This window comes from Lentzea sp. NPDC055074 (assembly GCF_053608005.1).
The window spans coordinates 418,452-433,054 of record NZ_JBSGUQ010000005.1 but is presented as its reverse complement, the minus strand read 5'-3'; the positions used below and the strand labels follow the sequence as shown (position 1 = coordinate 433,054).

The 14,603-nt window shown below is 70.0% G+C and carries 19 protein-coding genes; 10 read left to right on the top strand and 9 right to left on the bottom strand.

All coding sequences use genetic code 11. From position 1 onward, the window contains the following. Positions 1–7: 7 nt before the first annotated feature. Together ACWF7A_RS15360 and ACWF7A_RS15355 are read left to right on the top strand one after the other, a co-directional pair. Complete coding sequence (locus tag ACWF7A_RS15360; protein WP_452251079.1) at positions 8–916, top strand: ATP-binding cassette domain-containing protein; 909 nt, start codon at positions 8–10, stop codon at positions 914–916. Continuing rightward, on the top strand, positions 913–1,656 hold the full coding sequence (locus tag ACWF7A_RS15355; RefSeq protein ID WP_452251078.1) for an ABC transporter permease: 744 nt from the start codon (positions 913–915) through the stop codon (positions 1,654–1,656). The genes ACWF7A_RS15360 and ACWF7A_RS15355 overlap by 4 nt, the downstream gene beginning before the upstream one ends. Here the strand turns inward: ACWF7A_RS15355 and ACWF7A_RS15350 are convergent. Next, complete coding sequence (locus ACWF7A_RS15350; RefSeq protein ID WP_452251077.1) at positions 1,643–2,515, bottom strand: oxidoreductase; 873 nt, start codon at positions 2,513–2,515, stop codon at positions 1,643–1,645. The two genes, ACWF7A_RS15355 and ACWF7A_RS15350, sit on opposite strands and share 14 nt — an antisense overlap. Positions 2,516–2,542: 27 nt before the next feature. Between ACWF7A_RS15350 and ACWF7A_RS15345 the strand changes: the two genes are divergently transcribed. From ACWF7A_RS15345 to ACWF7A_RS15330, 4 genes are all read left to right on the top strand, one after another. Continuing rightward, positions 2,543–2,884, top strand: a complete 342-nt coding sequence (locus ACWF7A_RS15345; protein ID WP_452251076.1) for a DUF2203 family protein — start codon at positions 2,543–2,545, stop codon at positions 2,882–2,884. Positions 2,885–2,967: 83 nt separating this feature from the next. Then, positions 2,968–3,516, top strand: a complete 549-nt coding sequence (locus tag ACWF7A_RS15340; protein ID WP_452251075.1) for a cysteine hydrolase family protein — start codon at positions 2,968–2,970, stop codon at positions 3,514–3,516. Further along, entirely contained in the window at positions 3,513–4,415 is a 903-nt protein-coding gene (locus ACWF7A_RS15335; RefSeq protein ID WP_452251074.1) for a GlxA family transcriptional regulator, read from the top strand. Before ACWF7A_RS15340 ends, ACWF7A_RS15335 begins: the two co-directional genes overlap by 4 nt. A 74-nt stretch (positions 4,416–4,489) precedes the next feature. Next, positions 4,490–5,047 carry a cysteine hydrolase family protein gene (locus tag ACWF7A_RS15330; protein ID WP_452251073.1) on the top strand — a complete coding sequence of 186 codons (558 nt, stop codon included), beginning with the start codon at positions 4,490–4,492 and terminating at the stop codon, positions 5,045–5,047. Here ACWF7A_RS15330 and ACWF7A_RS15325 read toward each other — a convergent pair. The 3 genes from ACWF7A_RS15325 to ACWF7A_RS15315 are packed head-to-tail and all read right to left on the bottom strand — an operon-like array spanning position 5,034 to position 6,591. After that, the gene (locus ACWF7A_RS15325; protein WP_452251072.1) at positions 5,034–5,423 is read right to left on the bottom strand and encodes a hypothetical protein; all 390 of its coding nucleotides are present in this window, start codon (positions 5,421–5,423) and stop codon (positions 5,034–5,036) included. The genes ACWF7A_RS15330 and ACWF7A_RS15325 overlap by 14 nt on opposite strands. Next, positions 5,420–6,061, bottom strand: a complete 642-nt coding sequence (locus ACWF7A_RS15320) for an epimerase (protein ID WP_452251071.1) — start codon at positions 6,059–6,061, stop codon at positions 5,420–5,422. The genes ACWF7A_RS15325 and ACWF7A_RS15320 overlap by 4 nt, the downstream gene beginning before the upstream one ends. Further along, positions 6,058–6,591 carry a TetR/AcrR family transcriptional regulator gene (locus tag ACWF7A_RS15315; protein ID WP_452251070.1) on the bottom strand — a complete coding sequence of 178 codons (534 nt, stop codon included), beginning with the start codon at positions 6,589–6,591 and terminating at the stop codon, positions 6,058–6,060. The genes ACWF7A_RS15320 and ACWF7A_RS15315 overlap by 4 nt, the downstream gene beginning before the upstream one ends. A 48-nt stretch (positions 6,592–6,639) precedes the next feature. On the opposite strand from ACWF7A_RS15315, the gene ACWF7A_RS15310 reads away from it, so the two are divergent. After that, positions 6,640–7,125 (top strand): GNAT family N-acetyltransferase, encoded by a 486-nt coding sequence (locus tag ACWF7A_RS15310; RefSeq protein WP_452251069.1) that lies wholly within the window; start codon positions 6,640–6,642, stop codon positions 7,123–7,125. A 69-nt stretch (positions 7,126–7,194) separates the two neighbouring features. Beyond that, positions 7,195–7,626 (top strand): PLAT/LH2 domain-containing protein, encoded by a 432-nt coding sequence (locus tag ACWF7A_RS15305; protein WP_452251068.1) that lies wholly within the window; start codon positions 7,195–7,197, stop codon positions 7,624–7,626. A 41-nt stretch (positions 7,627–7,667) separates the two neighbouring features. Here the strand turns inward: ACWF7A_RS15305 and ACWF7A_RS15300 are convergent, their stop codons facing one another. The 5 genes from ACWF7A_RS15300 to ACWF7A_RS15280 form a co-directional block, all read right to left on the bottom strand. Beyond that, on the bottom strand, positions 7,668–8,576 hold the full coding sequence (locus ACWF7A_RS15300; protein WP_452251067.1) for a hypothetical protein: 909 nt from the start codon (positions 8,574–8,576) through the stop codon (positions 7,668–7,670). A 60-nt stretch (positions 8,577–8,636) separates the two neighbouring features. Continuing rightward, a complete protein-coding gene (locus ACWF7A_RS15295) occupies positions 8,637–9,953 on the bottom strand; it encodes an NlpC/P60 family protein (RefSeq protein ID WP_452251066.1) in 1,317 nt (438 codons plus the stop codon). Positions 9,954–10,121: 168 nt separating this feature from the next. After that, positions 10,122–10,265 carry a hypothetical protein gene (locus ACWF7A_RS15290; protein WP_452251065.1) on the bottom strand — a complete coding sequence of 48 codons (144 nt, stop codon included), beginning with the start codon at positions 10,263–10,265 and terminating at the stop codon, positions 10,122–10,124. Positions 10,266–10,269: 4 nt separating this feature from the next. After that, complete coding sequence (locus tag ACWF7A_RS15285; RefSeq protein ID WP_452251064.1) at positions 10,270–11,784, bottom strand: class I adenylate-forming enzyme family protein; 1,515 nt, start codon at positions 11,782–11,784, stop codon at positions 10,270–10,272. A 10-nt stretch (positions 11,785–11,794) separates the two neighbouring features. Then, a complete protein-coding gene (locus ACWF7A_RS15280) occupies positions 11,795–12,604 on the bottom strand; it encodes an SIR2 family NAD-dependent protein deacylase (RefSeq protein ID WP_452251063.1) in 810 nt (269 codons plus the stop codon). A 17-nt stretch (positions 12,605–12,621) separates the two neighbouring features. On the opposite strand from ACWF7A_RS15280, the gene ACWF7A_RS15275 reads away from it, so the two are divergent. Continuing rightward, complete coding sequence (locus ACWF7A_RS15275) at positions 12,622–13,074, top strand: hypothetical protein (RefSeq protein ID WP_452251062.1); 453 nt, start codon at positions 12,622–12,624, stop codon at positions 13,072–13,074. Further along, the gene (locus ACWF7A_RS15270) at positions 13,071–14,582 is read left to right on the top strand and encodes a proline-rich domain-containing protein (RefSeq protein WP_452251061.1); all 1,512 of its coding nucleotides are present in this window, start codon (positions 13,071–13,073) and stop codon (positions 14,580–14,582) included. The genes ACWF7A_RS15275 and ACWF7A_RS15270 overlap by 4 nt, the downstream gene beginning before the upstream one ends. Positions 14,583–14,603 lie beyond the last annotated feature (21 nt).

Genomic DNA, 14,603 nt, shown 5'->3' with positions numbered 1-14,603 from the left:
GGGTTCGATGATCGTCGAGACAGAGGGTCTGACGAAGAGGTACGGCTCGGCCACGGTGCTGGACGGGCTGGACCTGAAGGTCGCGGAGGGTTCCGTGCTCGCGCTGCTCGGCCCGAACGGCGCCGGCAAGACCACCACGATCCGCATCCTGAGCACGCTGACCAGGCCGGACGGCGGCGAGGCGCGGGTGTGCGGGTTCGACGTGACGCGCTCGGGCGCCGACGTGCGCGGCGTGATCAGCCTGACCGGGCAGTACGCGGCGGTGGACGAGGAGCAGACCGGGCGCGAGAACCTGGTCATGATCGCCCGGCTGCGCCGTTTCGCCAGGCCGGCGGCACGCGCACGGGCCGTCGAGCTGCTGGAGCGGTTCGGCCTGACCGACGCGGCGGACCGGCGGGTGCGCACCTACTCGGGTGGCATGCGCCGCCGCCTGGACCTCGCGATGAGCCTGGTGACCCGGCCGCGGCTGCTGTTCCTGGACGAGCCGACCACCGGCCTCGACCCGGTCAGCCGCACGACGATGTGGGACGCGATCGGCGACCTGGTGCGCGACGGCGTGACGATCTTCCTCACCACCCAGTACCTGGAGGAGGCGGACCGCCTCGCCGACCGGATCGTGGTGCTGCACAACGGGGGCGTCGTCGCGGACGGCACCGCGGACGCGTTGAAGAACTCGGTCGGCGGCACCCGCCTCGACCTCGTGTTCTCCTGCGCCGAGGACGCCCTGCGCGCCCGGGACGTGGTCGGCGGGGCAGCCGAGGGGCCGACGTTGAGCGTGCCGTCCGACGGCGGCGCGGCCCACCTGCACCGCGTGCTGGACGACCTGCTCGCGGCGCGGGTGACCGTGCTGCGGGTGTCCGCGCACCGCCCGACGCTGGACGACGTCTTCACCTCGCTGACGGCGGTGGCCGCATGACCGCCTCCGTGACGATGATCGGCCGCAGCATCCGGCTGAGCCGCCGCAACTTCGACCTCGTGATCATGGCGATCGTGCTGCCGGTGCTCATGATGGCGCTGTTCGTGTACGTGTTCGGCGGCGCGATCAGCTCGACGCAGTCCTATGTGGACTACGTCGTGCCCGGCATCCTGGTGCTGTGCACGGGGTACGGCGCCACGTCCACCGCGATGTCCGTGACCGACGACATGCGCAAGGGCGTGGTCGACCGGTTCCGCTCGATGCCGATCAGCGGGTTGTCCGTGCTGACCGGGCACGTCGTCGCCTCGGTCGCCCGCAACGCGCTCGCGACGTCCGCGGTGGTGCTCGTGGCGTTCCTGATGGGCTTCCGGCCGTCCGCCTCGGTCCTCGCGTGGGCCCTGGCGATGGGCGTGCTGCTGCTCTACGTGCTGGCCCTGTCGTGGCTCGCGGCGGGCTTCGGCGTGATCGCGCGGACCGTCGAGTCGGCGAGCCTGCTCGGGTTCTTCATGCTGTTCATCCCGTACCTGAGCAGCGCTTTCGTGCCGGTGGCGACGATGCCCGCGTGGCTGCGCGCGGTCAGCGAGCACCAGCCGATCACTCCGGTCATCGAGACCGTGCGGGCGCTGCTGACCGGTCAGCCGGTCACCTCGGGCTGGCTCGCGCTGGCCTGGTCGGGCGGTCTGCTGCTCGTGGCGTTCGGGTGGGCGACCTGGTTGTTCGGCCGGATCAGCCGTCGCTGAGGTGGGCGGCGTCGAGGCGGGTGAGCTCGTCGGCGGTGAGCCGCAGCTCGCCCGCCTCGACGTTCTGCCGCAGGTGTCCGGGGTCGCCCGTGCCGGGGATGACGAGCACGTGCGGCCCGCGCGCGAGGGTCCACGCCAGCCGGACCTGCGCGGGCGTGGCGTCGTGGGCGTGGGCGATCTCGGTGACGACGTCGTCCTCGGCCGACGTCCCGGCCTCCTGGTTCGCGCCGGCGAGCGCGAAGAACGGCACGAACGCGATGCCCCGCTCCCCGCAGACGCCGAGGAAGTCGTCCTGCTCGGGGTGGTGGCCGAGCCCGTAGGCGTTCTGCACGCACACGACCTCGGCGACGCGTTGCGCCTGGTCGAGGTGGTGCGGCCGGACGTTGGACAGCCCGAGGTGCCGCACCAGCCCGGCCCGCTGCAGCTCCGCCAGCGCCTCGAAGTGCGCCGTGACGTCGTCGAGCCCGCTGATCCGCAGGTTCACCACGTCGAGGTGGTCGCGCCCGAGCTGGCGCAGGTTCTCCTCGACCTGGCCCCTGAGCTGTCCCGGCGTCGCGAGCGGCAGCCACTCCCCCTGCGGCGTGCGGCTCGGCCCGATCTTGGTGACGATCACCAGGTCCTCCGGGTACGGCGCGAGCGCGCTGTTGATCAGCTCGTTCGCCGACCTCGTGGCGGAGAAGTAGAAGGCGGCCGTGTCGACGTGGTCGACGCCGAGCTCCACCGCCGTCCGCAGGACCTCGATCGCCTGCGCCCGGTCCCGTGGCAGCGCGGCGGGGTCGAACGCCGTCCCCCGCTGCGGCAGCCGCATCGCGCCCAGCCCGACCCGGTTCACGGTGAGGTCACCCAGTCGCCACGTCATTCCGCCCACTGTGCCAGCCTTGGCGCCGTGGGACTGTTCACGCTGGACGAAGCACGGACCGAACTGGCGAAGCTGCTGCCGGTGCTGGACGAGATCGTGCGCCTGCGCGCCGATGCCGCCGAACTGGCCGTGGGCGGGTCCTCGCTGGGCGGGCTGCCGGAGTTCAAGGCGGCGCAGGCGCGGCTGGACGAGCTGATGGAGTCCGTGCAGCAGACCGGGGCGGAGCTGAAGGGCCTGGCACCGTTGCTCGTCGACTTCCCCAGCGAGAGGGACGGGGTTCCGGTGCTGTTGTGCTGGCTGGAGGGTGACCGGTCGTTGAGCTGGTACCACCGGACGGATCTGGGCTTCGCGGGCCGCCGCCCTCTCTGATCTTGCCGTGGTGACCGGATCCGTCCGCTCCTCAGCCGGGTCGTGCCTGCCTGCCACCGTCGTGACCCGCGAGGCTGGAGGTCATGAAGCGAGCATTGATCGTCATCGACGTGCAGGAGTCGTTCCGCCAGCGCCCCAACTGGGCCGAGGTGTCCAACCCCGACGTCGTCGGCAAGGTGAACCGGCTGGTCGACATGAGCCGCGACGCCGGTGACCTCGTCGTGTGGGTGCTGCACTCCGAACCTGGTTCCGGCGACGTGTTCGACCCCGCACTGGGGCACGTGCGGCTGATCGACGGGCTGAAGCCGCTCGACGACGAGCCCGTGCTGACCAAGACCGCGCACAACGCGTTCACCACGACGAACCTGCAGCAGACGCTGACCACGCGGGGTGTGCGGGAGCTGCTGGTCAGCGGCATCCGCACCGAGCAGTGCTGCGAGACGACCACTCGGGTGGGGTCGGACCTCGGGTTCGACATGACGTTCGTGACCGACGCGACCGCGACCACGCCGTTGCCGCACTGGCGGACCGGGAAGGTGCTCGGGGTCGAGGAGATCATCGAGCGCACCGAGTACGTGCTGGCGGGCCGGTTCGCGCGGATCTCGGATGTCGCTACGCTGACCGGATCGTGACCAGAGTCGTCTTCCTGCTCGTTCCCGGAGTGCACCTGCTCGACCTCGCGGGGCCGGCGCAGGTGTTCTCCAGCGCTGCCGATCTCGTGGACGGGTACGCGTTGTCGTACGTGGGCGACATGGAGACCGTGCTCAGCCATCAGGGCGTGCCGCTCGGCGCGTCACGCGAGCTGCCCTCTCTCGAGGCGGACGACCTCGTGTTCGTGCCGGGCTGGCGGTCGCCGAAGATCGTGGGCACCGGGCACTTGAGCGAACGGGCGTTGGCGTGGGTGCGCGCTCACCACGGCAACGGTGGCACGGTGGCGAGTGTGTGTGCCGGCGCGGATGCGTTGGGGCGCGCCGGTTTGCTCGACGGACGGCGTTGCACCACGCACCACGAACTGCAGGAGGAGCTCGCACGGCGGTACCCGTCCGCACACGTCGTGCGTGACGTGTTGTTCGTGGAGGACAACAGGGTCGTGACGTCCGCGGGCATCGCGAGCGGTATCGACCTCGCGTTGCATCTGGTCGCCGTACGTCATGGGCCCGTTGTCGCCGCCGCGATCGCACGCACGATGGTCATCTACGCGCGCAGGAACGGTGACGACCAGCAGGCCAGTGTGCTGATGCGGCACCGTTCGCACGTCAACGAGACGGTGCACCGCATTCAGGACGTCATCGAGTCACGGCTCGCCGACAGGCTTTCGCTCGCGGAACTGGCCGTCCACGCCGGGTGCAGCGAACGGACCGTCACGCGGTTGTTCGGCCGCGCGACGGGCATGACGCCGTTGAGGTACCAGCAGGCGTTGCGCGTCGAACGGGCCGAACACCTCATCGGACAGGGCGCGACGGTCGAGACGGCGGCACGCCGAGTCGGGTTCGAGGACGCGAGGATGTTGCGCCGGCTGCGTTCGCGCTGAGCCGCACGCGTGCGGCCGTCCACTGCCGACGGAACACCCTTGCACCCCATCGGAACAGGCCTAAGCTGAGCCGGGTGACGACTCTGGCGAACCGCCCCAACACCGCGTTGCTCGTGATCGACGTGCAGAACGGCGTCGTGAACCACGCCCACAACCGCGACGAGGTCGTCGCCAACGTGGCCGCTCTGGTCGACAAGGCGCGCGCGGCCGGTGTCGACGTCGTGTGGGTGCAGCACAGCAACGCGGAGTTCATGCCCAAGGAGTCCGACGGCTGGCAGTTCGTGCCCGAGCTGAAGGTCGCCGAGGGCGAACCCGTGGTGCACAAGACCTACGCCGACTCGTTCGAGGCGACCGATCTCGAGGAAGTGCTGGCGAGCAAGGGGATCGGCAGCCTCGTGGTGTCCGGCGCGCAGACCGACGAGTGCATCCGCTCGACCCTGCACGGCGCCCTCGTGCGCGGCTACGACGCCCTCCTGGTCAGCGACGCGCACACGACCGAGGACCAGTCGGAGTGGGGCGCCCCCACCCCGGACAAGGTCATCGCGCACACGAACCTCTACTGGGAGAACCACACCGCGCCGGGCCGCAGCGCGGGTGTCGTGAAGACGGAGGACGCGTTCAAGCCCGCGTGACGAGGTGCCCGCTGGGCGTGTAGTCGATCTTCCAGTCCTCGTACACGCCGCACAGCCCGCATCCCAGGCACCGCAGGCCGACGGTCAGCCAGCGCACCTCGCCGTCCGGCAGGCACGACGACCCGAGAGCGGCGGCGAACTCCTCGCCGCCGCACGTGCACGCGCACTCCTCCGCGTCGTCGGCGTCCCAGTGCTCGTCGGAGTCGCCGATGAACTCCGCGAGACCGCAGGCGAGGCACGTGCGGCGCATCGCCTGGTCCTCGGTCAGCTGCACCACGAACGACCTGCCACCGCACCCGCCGCACACGGACTCGACGACGTGCGTGACCTCGTACCCGTCCTCCTGGTACTCCCGGATCGCCTCTTCGAGCGTCATCCGGCGAGCCGGTTGATCTCGTCGCTGCGCAGGACCCGCGACGCCGGCGCGCCCTTGGCCAGCGCCACCATCGCGCGGCCGAGCAGGTCGGTGGCCGTGACGTAGCCGGGCGCCACCTTCCGCAGCACCGGGAAGAGCCACGAGGACCACGAGTAGAGGTACCGGTAGATCCGGGTGCGCGAGGTGATCCCGTGCCGCGGCTGGATGAACCCGGGCCGCACCACGAACACCGGCCGGTCGAGCGCCAGCAGTTCGTTCTCCGTGCGCCCCTTCACCCGCGCCCACATCGTCTTGCTGTCCGCGCCCGCACCTTCACCGGACACGTACACATAGGTGCCGCCGACGACCCGTGCGGCCTCCAGCGCGTAGTCGTGCGTCACGGGCGTGTACTCGGCCTCGGTCAGACCCGCGGACGTGACGCCCATGCAGTAGAAGCACGCGTCGGCGCCGGCCAGTTCCGCGGCGACCGGCGACAGGTCTCCGAAGTCGGCGTGCACGACGTGCCGCAGCTTGGGATCGCTCGCACTCGACGGCGACCGCCCCACTGTCACCACGGACTCCACCGCGGGGTCGAGCAGGCATTCGCGCAACGCGCCTCGGCCGACCATTCCGGACGCACCGAAAATCACTACCTTCACGGCGTCAACCTAGTCGCCAGCGCCGCGGTGACGCGGTCACCGTCCCCGGTCGCCAGCAGGTCCAGCAACGCTCCTCGCAGCAACGCGAGCTCTCGCGTGCGCGACACCAGCCCGGCCTCGGTGTCACGCACGTCCTCGGGCTGAGCCGCGCGCAGCACCTCCAGCCAGTCCTCCACGGTCGCGCGCGCGAAGCCCGCCCACGGCCCGTCGGGCTCCACGAGAGAGCGCGCGTACGCCTCCAGCCACAACGTCAGCAACGGCCGGTGCGCGGGCGCGGCCAGCCAGTCCCACAGCCGCGCGACCACGTCCGGTCCGGTGCCGATGTCGGCGAGCAGCGCCAGTTCGTCGGTGCGCGCCCGCGCCAGCAACGCCTTGACCAGTCCTTCCTTGCTGCCGAACAGGTAGAGCAGCACGCGCGTGCTCGACCCGATCGCCGCCGCCAACGGCCGCAGCGAGACGTCGGCGAGGCCGTGCGTGAGCACGTACCGGTAGGCGGCTTCGAGCAGTTCGGTCTCCCGGGCGGACGGCATGGGCGCTAGTGTCGCACTACTGAAACACTCGTGTCAGTGGAGGCGACCATGCTGATCCGCCCGCTCGGCCACCCCGGCGACCTGGGCTGGGTGGTCCAGGCGCACGGTGAGCTCTACGCGTCCGAGCTCGCCTGGGACACCTCGTTCGAGGCGCTCGTCGCCAAGATCGTCGGTGACTACGCGGCGGACCACGATCCCGCGAGAGAGGGCGCCTGGATCGCCGACCTCGACGGCCAACGCGTCGGATGCGTGATGTGCGTTCGTGAGGACGACACGACAGCGAAGTTGCGCGTGCTGCTCGTGCATCCGGACGCTCGCGGGCACGGTGCGGGCAACAAGCTCGTCGGCACGTGCATCGAGTTCGCGCAAAAGGCGGGTTACGAACGCATGGTGTTGTGGACGGTCGCCGGTCTCTCGTCCGCGAAAAAGATCTACGAAGCGCACGGCTTCACACTGGAGGAGGAGACCCCGCAGCACAGCTTCGGCCACGACGTCACCGGCCAGCTCTGGGCGCGCGACCTGCGGATTTCATGATCGCCGAAGAGTCCCGCAATCGCGCTTCGCCACGTTCTCCCCAGCGTCACCACAGAGAGGGGAACGAGCATGAAGGTGGTCACCACCGCGGTCGTCGGCGTCCTCGCCGCGGCGTTCGCGAGCACCCTGGCCATGGGCACCGCCCAGGCCGCACCGGGGCAGTACCGCATCGAGGTCCGCACCTGCAACGTCGACAAGGCGGGCACGGACTCCCGTGTCGAGGTGCGCCTGAACGGCACCACGTCGTCGGGCTGGATCAACCTCGACAACCCGGGCGACGACCGCGAGCGCGGCAAGACCGACGTCTACGACTTCACGCTGTCCGAGGTCGGTCCGCTCACGTCGTTCGACATCGCGTTCGACAACAAGGGCGACAGCTCGCACTGGTGCCTGGAGGAGGTCGTCGTCCGCGGTCCGCAGGGCGTGACGATCCACCCGCACCACAACTGGCTGCGCAGCGCCACCACGAAGACCAACCCGCTGCGTCTCGGCGCGGCCTGAGTGGACGGTGGCCCGCTCACGGGCGGGCCACCGGTTCCTCGCTACGAACAGGCCCAGGTGGACGGACCCCAGAAGTTGTCCTCGGTGCGCCACCGGCGGTAGCCCGCCAGCAGGCCGGTGTCCGTCACGCCCACGACGTGCAGGTCCTGGCTGGAGCCGACGTCACCGACGAGCGTGCTGCCCTGCCACGCGCCGTACCTGTTGCCGGACTTGAAGTACCCGCTGGCGAGCAGGCCGTCGCGGTTGATGCCGATCGGGCTGCTCGGGTTGATCACGTAGTCGCGCACCACCACGCCCGCCGGGGTCCACTCCCGCAGCTTGGTGAAGGCGCGGTCGACGCGGCCGACCACCCGGCCGCGCTGGAACTTCTCGATCGTCACCGCGGGGAAGCCGGCGATCTGCACGATGGTGCCGTCGGCCGACCGGATCGTCCCGTCGCGGAACGCGATGCGGCCCTCGTCGTCGATGGCGACCGGGTCGGCCTTCTCGATCAGCTCGTACGCACCGGGGTTCGCGGCCTTCCACACGACCGTCGTGTTCCCGCCGTCGAGGTACCCGACGACGTCGCCCGCCTCGTTGATGTTCCGGAGGAAGGACCTGCGGCCGGCGGGCAACGGCAGGTACTGCCGGGCGCCGTCGCGGTACACGAAGGAGCCGGTGTCGTCGATGGCGGCGACGTGCCCGCTGTTGTTCACGCCGAACACCCTCCAGGCGCTCTCCGTGCCCGGCAGCTCGATCAGCTCGCGGTCGTGCCAGAGCAGCAGCACGCCCTCCTCGACCTGCCCGGCGAAGTACCTGCCGTCCGGGCTGGCGGCGCTCAGCGTCCCGCTGGGCGCGGTCGCGGGGAGCGGCAGGTCGGTCGATCTCCACACACAGCCGGACTGTGCCTGAGCGGGCACGGCGGCCGTCAGAACGGTGATGACGGCAGCGCACAACGCAACTACACGCATGATGGATCCCCCAGGTCGAAATGATGCCGCTGTCGCGGAGCGACATCATCTACGACGAGGTCACAACATGCGAGTGACATACGGCATGATGCCGCCGTACCGCACCGGAGAGATCCTCACGACGGCACCGGAATGCGGCGCCTCCACCATCATCCCGCCGCCGAGGTACAGCGCCACGTGCGTGCCACCGCCCGGTCCCCAGAAGATCATGTCGCCGGGAGCCATCTGCGACAGCGGCACCTTGCGGCCGGAGTTGTACTGGTAGCCGCTGTAGTGCGGCAGGTACACGCCGGCGCCCGCGAAGGCGTACATCATCAGGCCGGAGCAGTCGAAGCCGATCTTGCGGTAGTCGCCGTAGGAGTCGGCGACGCCGCCGTCGCGCACGCCGTACGTCGGCCCGTAGTGGTTGCCGCCGCCCCACGCGTAGATGACACCGCGTTGCGCCAACGCCCGGTTGATCACCGTCTGCACGCGGTTGCCGGACGGCGCGGGGGCCGAGGCGATCGGGCGGGGCGACTGGGGCTGGGGCCTCGGCGCGGCCGCGGCGGCTGCCGCGGCGGCGGCGCGACGGGCGTTCTCCTCGTCCTCGCGCCTCTTCGCCTCGGTCCACTGGTCGTACTGCTGGCGTTGCGCCTCGAGCCCGTTGACCGCGCCCCGCGCGGCGGCGAGCTCACGTTCGACGGCGTCCTTGTTGGACTGGAGCTCCTCGGTGGCCGCGGCCTGCGCGGAGTGCGCGTCGACGGCGACCTGCTGGGCCTGCTCGGCGACCTTCTTGGCCTCGTCGGCGGCCGCCTGCTTGATCTCGGCCTTCTTGAGCGCGGCACGGGCGGCGGAGTCGAGGTTCGCCGCGGTGCCCTGGTCGCGGGTGACCTGGTCGAGGCGGTTGAGGCTGGACGCCGACACCGCCTCCAGCATCTGGGCTCGGGCCAGCAGGTCCTCGGGCGACTTGGCGCCGATGTACGCGGAGAACGAGCCGACGGTGGTGCCCTGCGCGTAGGAGGCCGCCGCGAACTCGTCCAGTTCCAGACGGCTCTTCTCCACGGCCTTGGTGGCCGCGTCGGCCTCGACCCTCGCGTTGGTGGCGTCCCGCCGGGCGGCCTCGGCCTCGGAGATCGCCGTCTCCAGGTCGACGCGCGCCTTGTTGGCGAGCTCTCGCTTGTACGAGACGTCGTCGAACAGCTCCTGCAGGCGTGACTCGGCCTGCGTGAGCCTCCCGGTCAGCTCGCCCACACGGGCCGCCTTCGCGTCCGCTTCCGCCCGCGACGCCGAGATCTCCGAGTCGCTGGGGTTCGGCGGCGGAGGTGGCACAGCGGCGGCCGTCCCTGTGAGGACGGCCGTCATCATCACCGCTACGACGGCGGAGAGTCGTGTCAGCACGGGACATCACCTCCGACCGCATTAGACCAATCAGACGCATCCGGCGCATCAGGAACTAACGCACCGTCAACCACTCGTGTCACAGTGGAACACGGGCGGTGGTCCTTTTGGGACGATCGGAGTCCGGCGTGTCGCCGGTATGGACTAGTCGGGCTCCAGCGGCCTGGCTCAGAACGTCGCCGGTGCATTCGCGGTCAGACGGGTGCATCGTGCTGCCGCCCCCACGTCCTCGTACTGGTTGTACGGGGGCGTGGGGGCGGTGCCGCGAGGCGCCCTGCTGAGCGTGAACGCACCGCCGACGTTCTGTGTCACGCCGCTAGTTCACGCCGCGGTCCCGGCCCGCCCAGAACGGCTCGCGGAGCTTGAACTTCTGGATCTTGCCGGTCGCCGTGCGCGGGATGGAGTCGCGGAACTCGATCGACGTCGGCGCCTTGTACCCGGCGAGCCGCTCCTTGCAGTGCTTGATCAGCTCGGCCTCGGTGGCCTCGCCGGAGAGCACGACGAGCGCCTTGATCGTTTCACCCCACTTCTCGTGGGGCACGCCGATGACCGCGACCTCGGCGACGGCCGGGTGCGAGAACAGGCAGTCCTCGACCTCGATGGACGAGACGTTCTCGCCTCCAGTGATGATCACGTCCTTCTTGCGGTCCGAGATCGTCAGGTGGCCCTCGTCGTCGAAGAAGCCGCCGTCGCCGGTGTGGAACCAGCCGTCCTCGAGGGCGTCCGCGGTGGACTCCGGGTTCTCCCAGTAACCCTCCATGACCACGTTCGAGCGGGCCATCACCTCGCCGTTCTCCGAGATGCGCAGCTTCGCTCCCAGGGCCGGCGCCCCCGCCCGCGACTGCTTCTTCGCCTTCTCCTCGCCGACAGGCCCCGGCCGGGCGCGGTTGAAGGTGAGCAGCGGGGCAGTCTCGGTCAGGCCGTAGATCTGCAGGAACTCCCAGCCGAGCTCCTCGGTCACGCGCTGGATCGTGCGCGAGGGCGGCGGCGCGCCGGCACACACGATCCGCACGGTGTCACGGCCGGGGATCTCGCCGTCCCACGTCTGCGCGGCGTCGAGCACCGCGTTCCACACGGCCGGTGCGCCGCACATGAGCGTGACGCCGTGGTCGCGCACACGGCGCAGGATCTCGGCGCCGTCGACCTTGCGCAGCACCACCTGGGGCACGCCGAGGCCCGCGAGCCCGAACGGCATTCCCCAGCCGTTGCAGTGGAACATCGGCAGCACGTGCATGTACACGTCGCCCTCCCACGCACGCGTGTGCATGGCGAACGTGACCGCGTTGAGCCAGATGTTGCGGTGCGTCAGCTGCACGCCCTTGGGACGCGCCGTCGTTCCCGACGTGTAGTTGATCGTCGCCGTCGCGTCCTCCGAGGGCTCGCTCCACGGCCGTGGCTCCACGTCGAACCGGAGCAGCGACTCGGACTCCTCGCCGAGCGTGAACCGGTGGCGTGCCACGACGTCGTCCAGCTCCAGCTCGGGGTCGACGAACAACGCGGAGGCGCCGCTGTGCTCGACGATGTACTTCACCTCGTCGGGGCGCAGGCGGAAGTTCACCGGCACGCAGATCCGCCCGCTGCCGGGCAGCGCGTGCAGCAGTTCCAGCATCCGCGCGGAGTTGTGGCTGACGACGGCGACCCGTTCGCCCTCGCCGACGCCGAGCGCGTCGAACCCCGCCTGCCACGCGCGCACCCGGGCCGCCATCTCCGCGTAGGTCGTCGTCGCGACCGGTTTCGCGGGCTGCTCGGGTTCGTCGATGGTCGCCGTGGTCGCCGCGAACGCGAACGACGCCCGGTCCAGGAAGTCCGTGGTGATCAGCGGTACGCGCATGGGCCCGACCCTACGACCAGGTGCTCGGATCTCCCCAGGACGAGAATCGGCCTCCCCCGGATGGAGGAACGGAGCTGAGGTCCGGAAGCACGTCTCCAACAGGTTCGTGCAGCACAACGGCTGCCACGGAGTCGTACGGCGTCGGCTCGGCGTTGCAGATGATGACCTGCGCGCCTGCTTTGGCCGCCAACGGCACGAGGCCCGCGGCGGGCTGCACCGACAACGATGTTCCCGCCACGAGGAGCACGTCGCAATCCAGGGCGGCGAGCCGGGATCGGCGCAGCACCTCGGCGTCGAGGTGCTGGCCGAACGAGATCGTGGCGGACTTGAGCACTCCCCCGCACCGCTGGCAGTCCGGGTCCTCCTCACCCTCGGCCACGCGCTTGAGCGCGTCCCGCATCGGGCCCGAGGCCCCGCATCCCATGCACACGGTGGTGTGCAGGGTGCCGTGCACCTCCAGCACCCGATGGGGGTCCGAGCCCGCCCTCTGGTGCAGGCCGTCGATGTTCTGGGTGATGACGGTGCGCAACCGGCCGGACCGTTCCAGTTCCACGAGGGCCTTGTGCGCGGCGTTCGGCTTGGCCGTCCACACGGGACTGGTGAGCTTCGTCTGCCAGGAGAGCCTGCGCAGTGCGGGGTCCGCGAGGTAGGCCTCGAGCGACGACCCGCGCCCGGCGTCCGCGTCGCGGGTCCACAGCCCGTCCGGCCCCCGGAAGTCGGGGATGCCCGAGTCGGTGGAGACCCCGGCCCCCGTCAGCACCGTGATCCGGTGGGCTGACGCGACCAGCTCTCGTGCCACTGCGCACGCCTGGGAGGCCATCAGTTCACACTAGTCCGGTGCGCAGCGCTGTGGGAGCCGCCATCGCGGCAGTGGGCTTGGTCACCACCATCGCAGGGACTTTCCTGCCGTGGCTCAAATCGGGATCGACCACGAGGGACAGTTACGAGGTGCTCTCGCTCCGTGATCTCGCCGGGTTGGACGGGGTGGCGGGCACCGTCGTGACGTCGGTCTGGGTGGGACTGACACCTCTCGCGATGGTCACGATCGCGCTGTACGTGGTCCGATTTCCACGAATTGCCGCGTGCGTTGGCATTCTCTTTGGCACGATCGGGGGAACCGTGGCCCTAGTCGCCACAGTCCAAGGGGGTAGCAAGGGCTCGTTGGTCGGAATCTCCACCTCCGGACCAGTCACGACCCTTGCCGGTGCCGTACTGACGATCGTGGGGGCGATCACGGTGCTCACCTCGACCAGGCGCAGCGCAGTGAGAACCTCAGGAGGGAACCCGTGAGCTACCCAGGTGGTGGCGGCCAGTGGCAGCCGCAGAACAACCCGTACGGGCAGCAGCCCCAGCAGGGCGGCTACCCGCAGCAGCCCCAGCAGCCGGGTGGCTACCCGCAGCAGGGCGGACACCCGCAGCAGCCGGGCGGTTACCCCCAGCAGGGCGGACACCCGCAGACCGGACCCCAGGGGTTCCCCCAGCAGGGCTTCCCGCAGACGGGTCCGCAGGGCTTCCCGCAGCAGGGCTTCGACCAGCAGCCCTACGGTTACGCGCCGATGGGCGGCGAGCCGCCGAAGAAGAAGCGCACCGGCCTGGTCGTCACGGCCGTCGTCGCCGTGTTGCTGCTGATCGGTGGCGGTGTCACGTTCTTCGCGCTGAAGAAGGCCGACCCCGGTTCGAACGCGGGCCAGGACACCCCGGCCGTCGCGGCGAAGAACCTGGTCGAGCAGCTCGGCAGCGGTGACGTCGTCGGCATCATGGCCTCGCTCGCGCCCGCCGAGGCCGCGTTGTCGAAGGACTACATGGAGTCGATGACGAAGGAGATGAAGCGTCTCGAGATCCTGAAGCCCGACGCCGACCCGAACAAGCTGACGGGCGTCGAGTTCAAGAGCGAGAACATCAAGTTCGACGAGGCCGCCGCCGAGAAGATCAACGACCACCTCACCATCAACAAGCTGGTCGAGGGCAAGATCACGATCACCTCGGACGCCTCGAAGATCCCGCTCACCGACAAGCTCGTGGACGCGCTCGGTGACGACCTGAACCTGACCTCGTCGAAGTCCGAGACCCTCGACATCACGGCCGAGGTCAAGAAGCGCGGCACGCCGATCGGCATCGCGTCGATCAAGGTCGGCGACAAGTGGTACCCGAGCGCCTTCTACACGATCGCCAACGCGGTCCTGGAGGAGGAGAAGCTGAAGTGGCCGTCGCAGGGCATCGCGGCGCAGGGCGCGAGCTCGGCCGAGGACGCCGCGAAGCAGATGGTGAACGCCGCGCTGGACGCCGACCTGACGAAGGTCATCGCGCTGCTGCCGCCCGACGAGGCCGGTGTGCTGCAGGACCTCGGCCCGCTGCTGCTGAAGGAGGCCGGGACGCAGAAGCCGACCGGCGCCAAGCTGAACGCGCTGGAGACCGACGTCAAGGACGTCACCGGCGGCAAGCAGGTCACGATCAAGAAGCTGTCGATCACCGCCGAGGGTGAGACGGTGACGATCACCCGCGAGGGCGACTGCTACGCGGCCGAGGTGCCCGGCCAGGGCAACCAGAAGCTGTGCGCGGACGAGATCACGCAGCTCCTGCAGCAGCAGGGCGGCAAGAAGATCCCCGCCGAGGCCGTCGAGATCATCGGCCGGGTCGCCGGTTCGATCATGAAGACCGGTGTCGGCGTCGTCGCCACCGAGGTCGACGGCAAGTGGTACGTCAGCCCGGTCCGCTCCTACTACGAGCTGGCCCTGACGCTGTTCCGCGGCTTCGAGCCGAAGGACGTCGACGCGCTGATCGAGCTGCTCAAGAAGTAAGTTCCCGCAGTTCGCACGAGG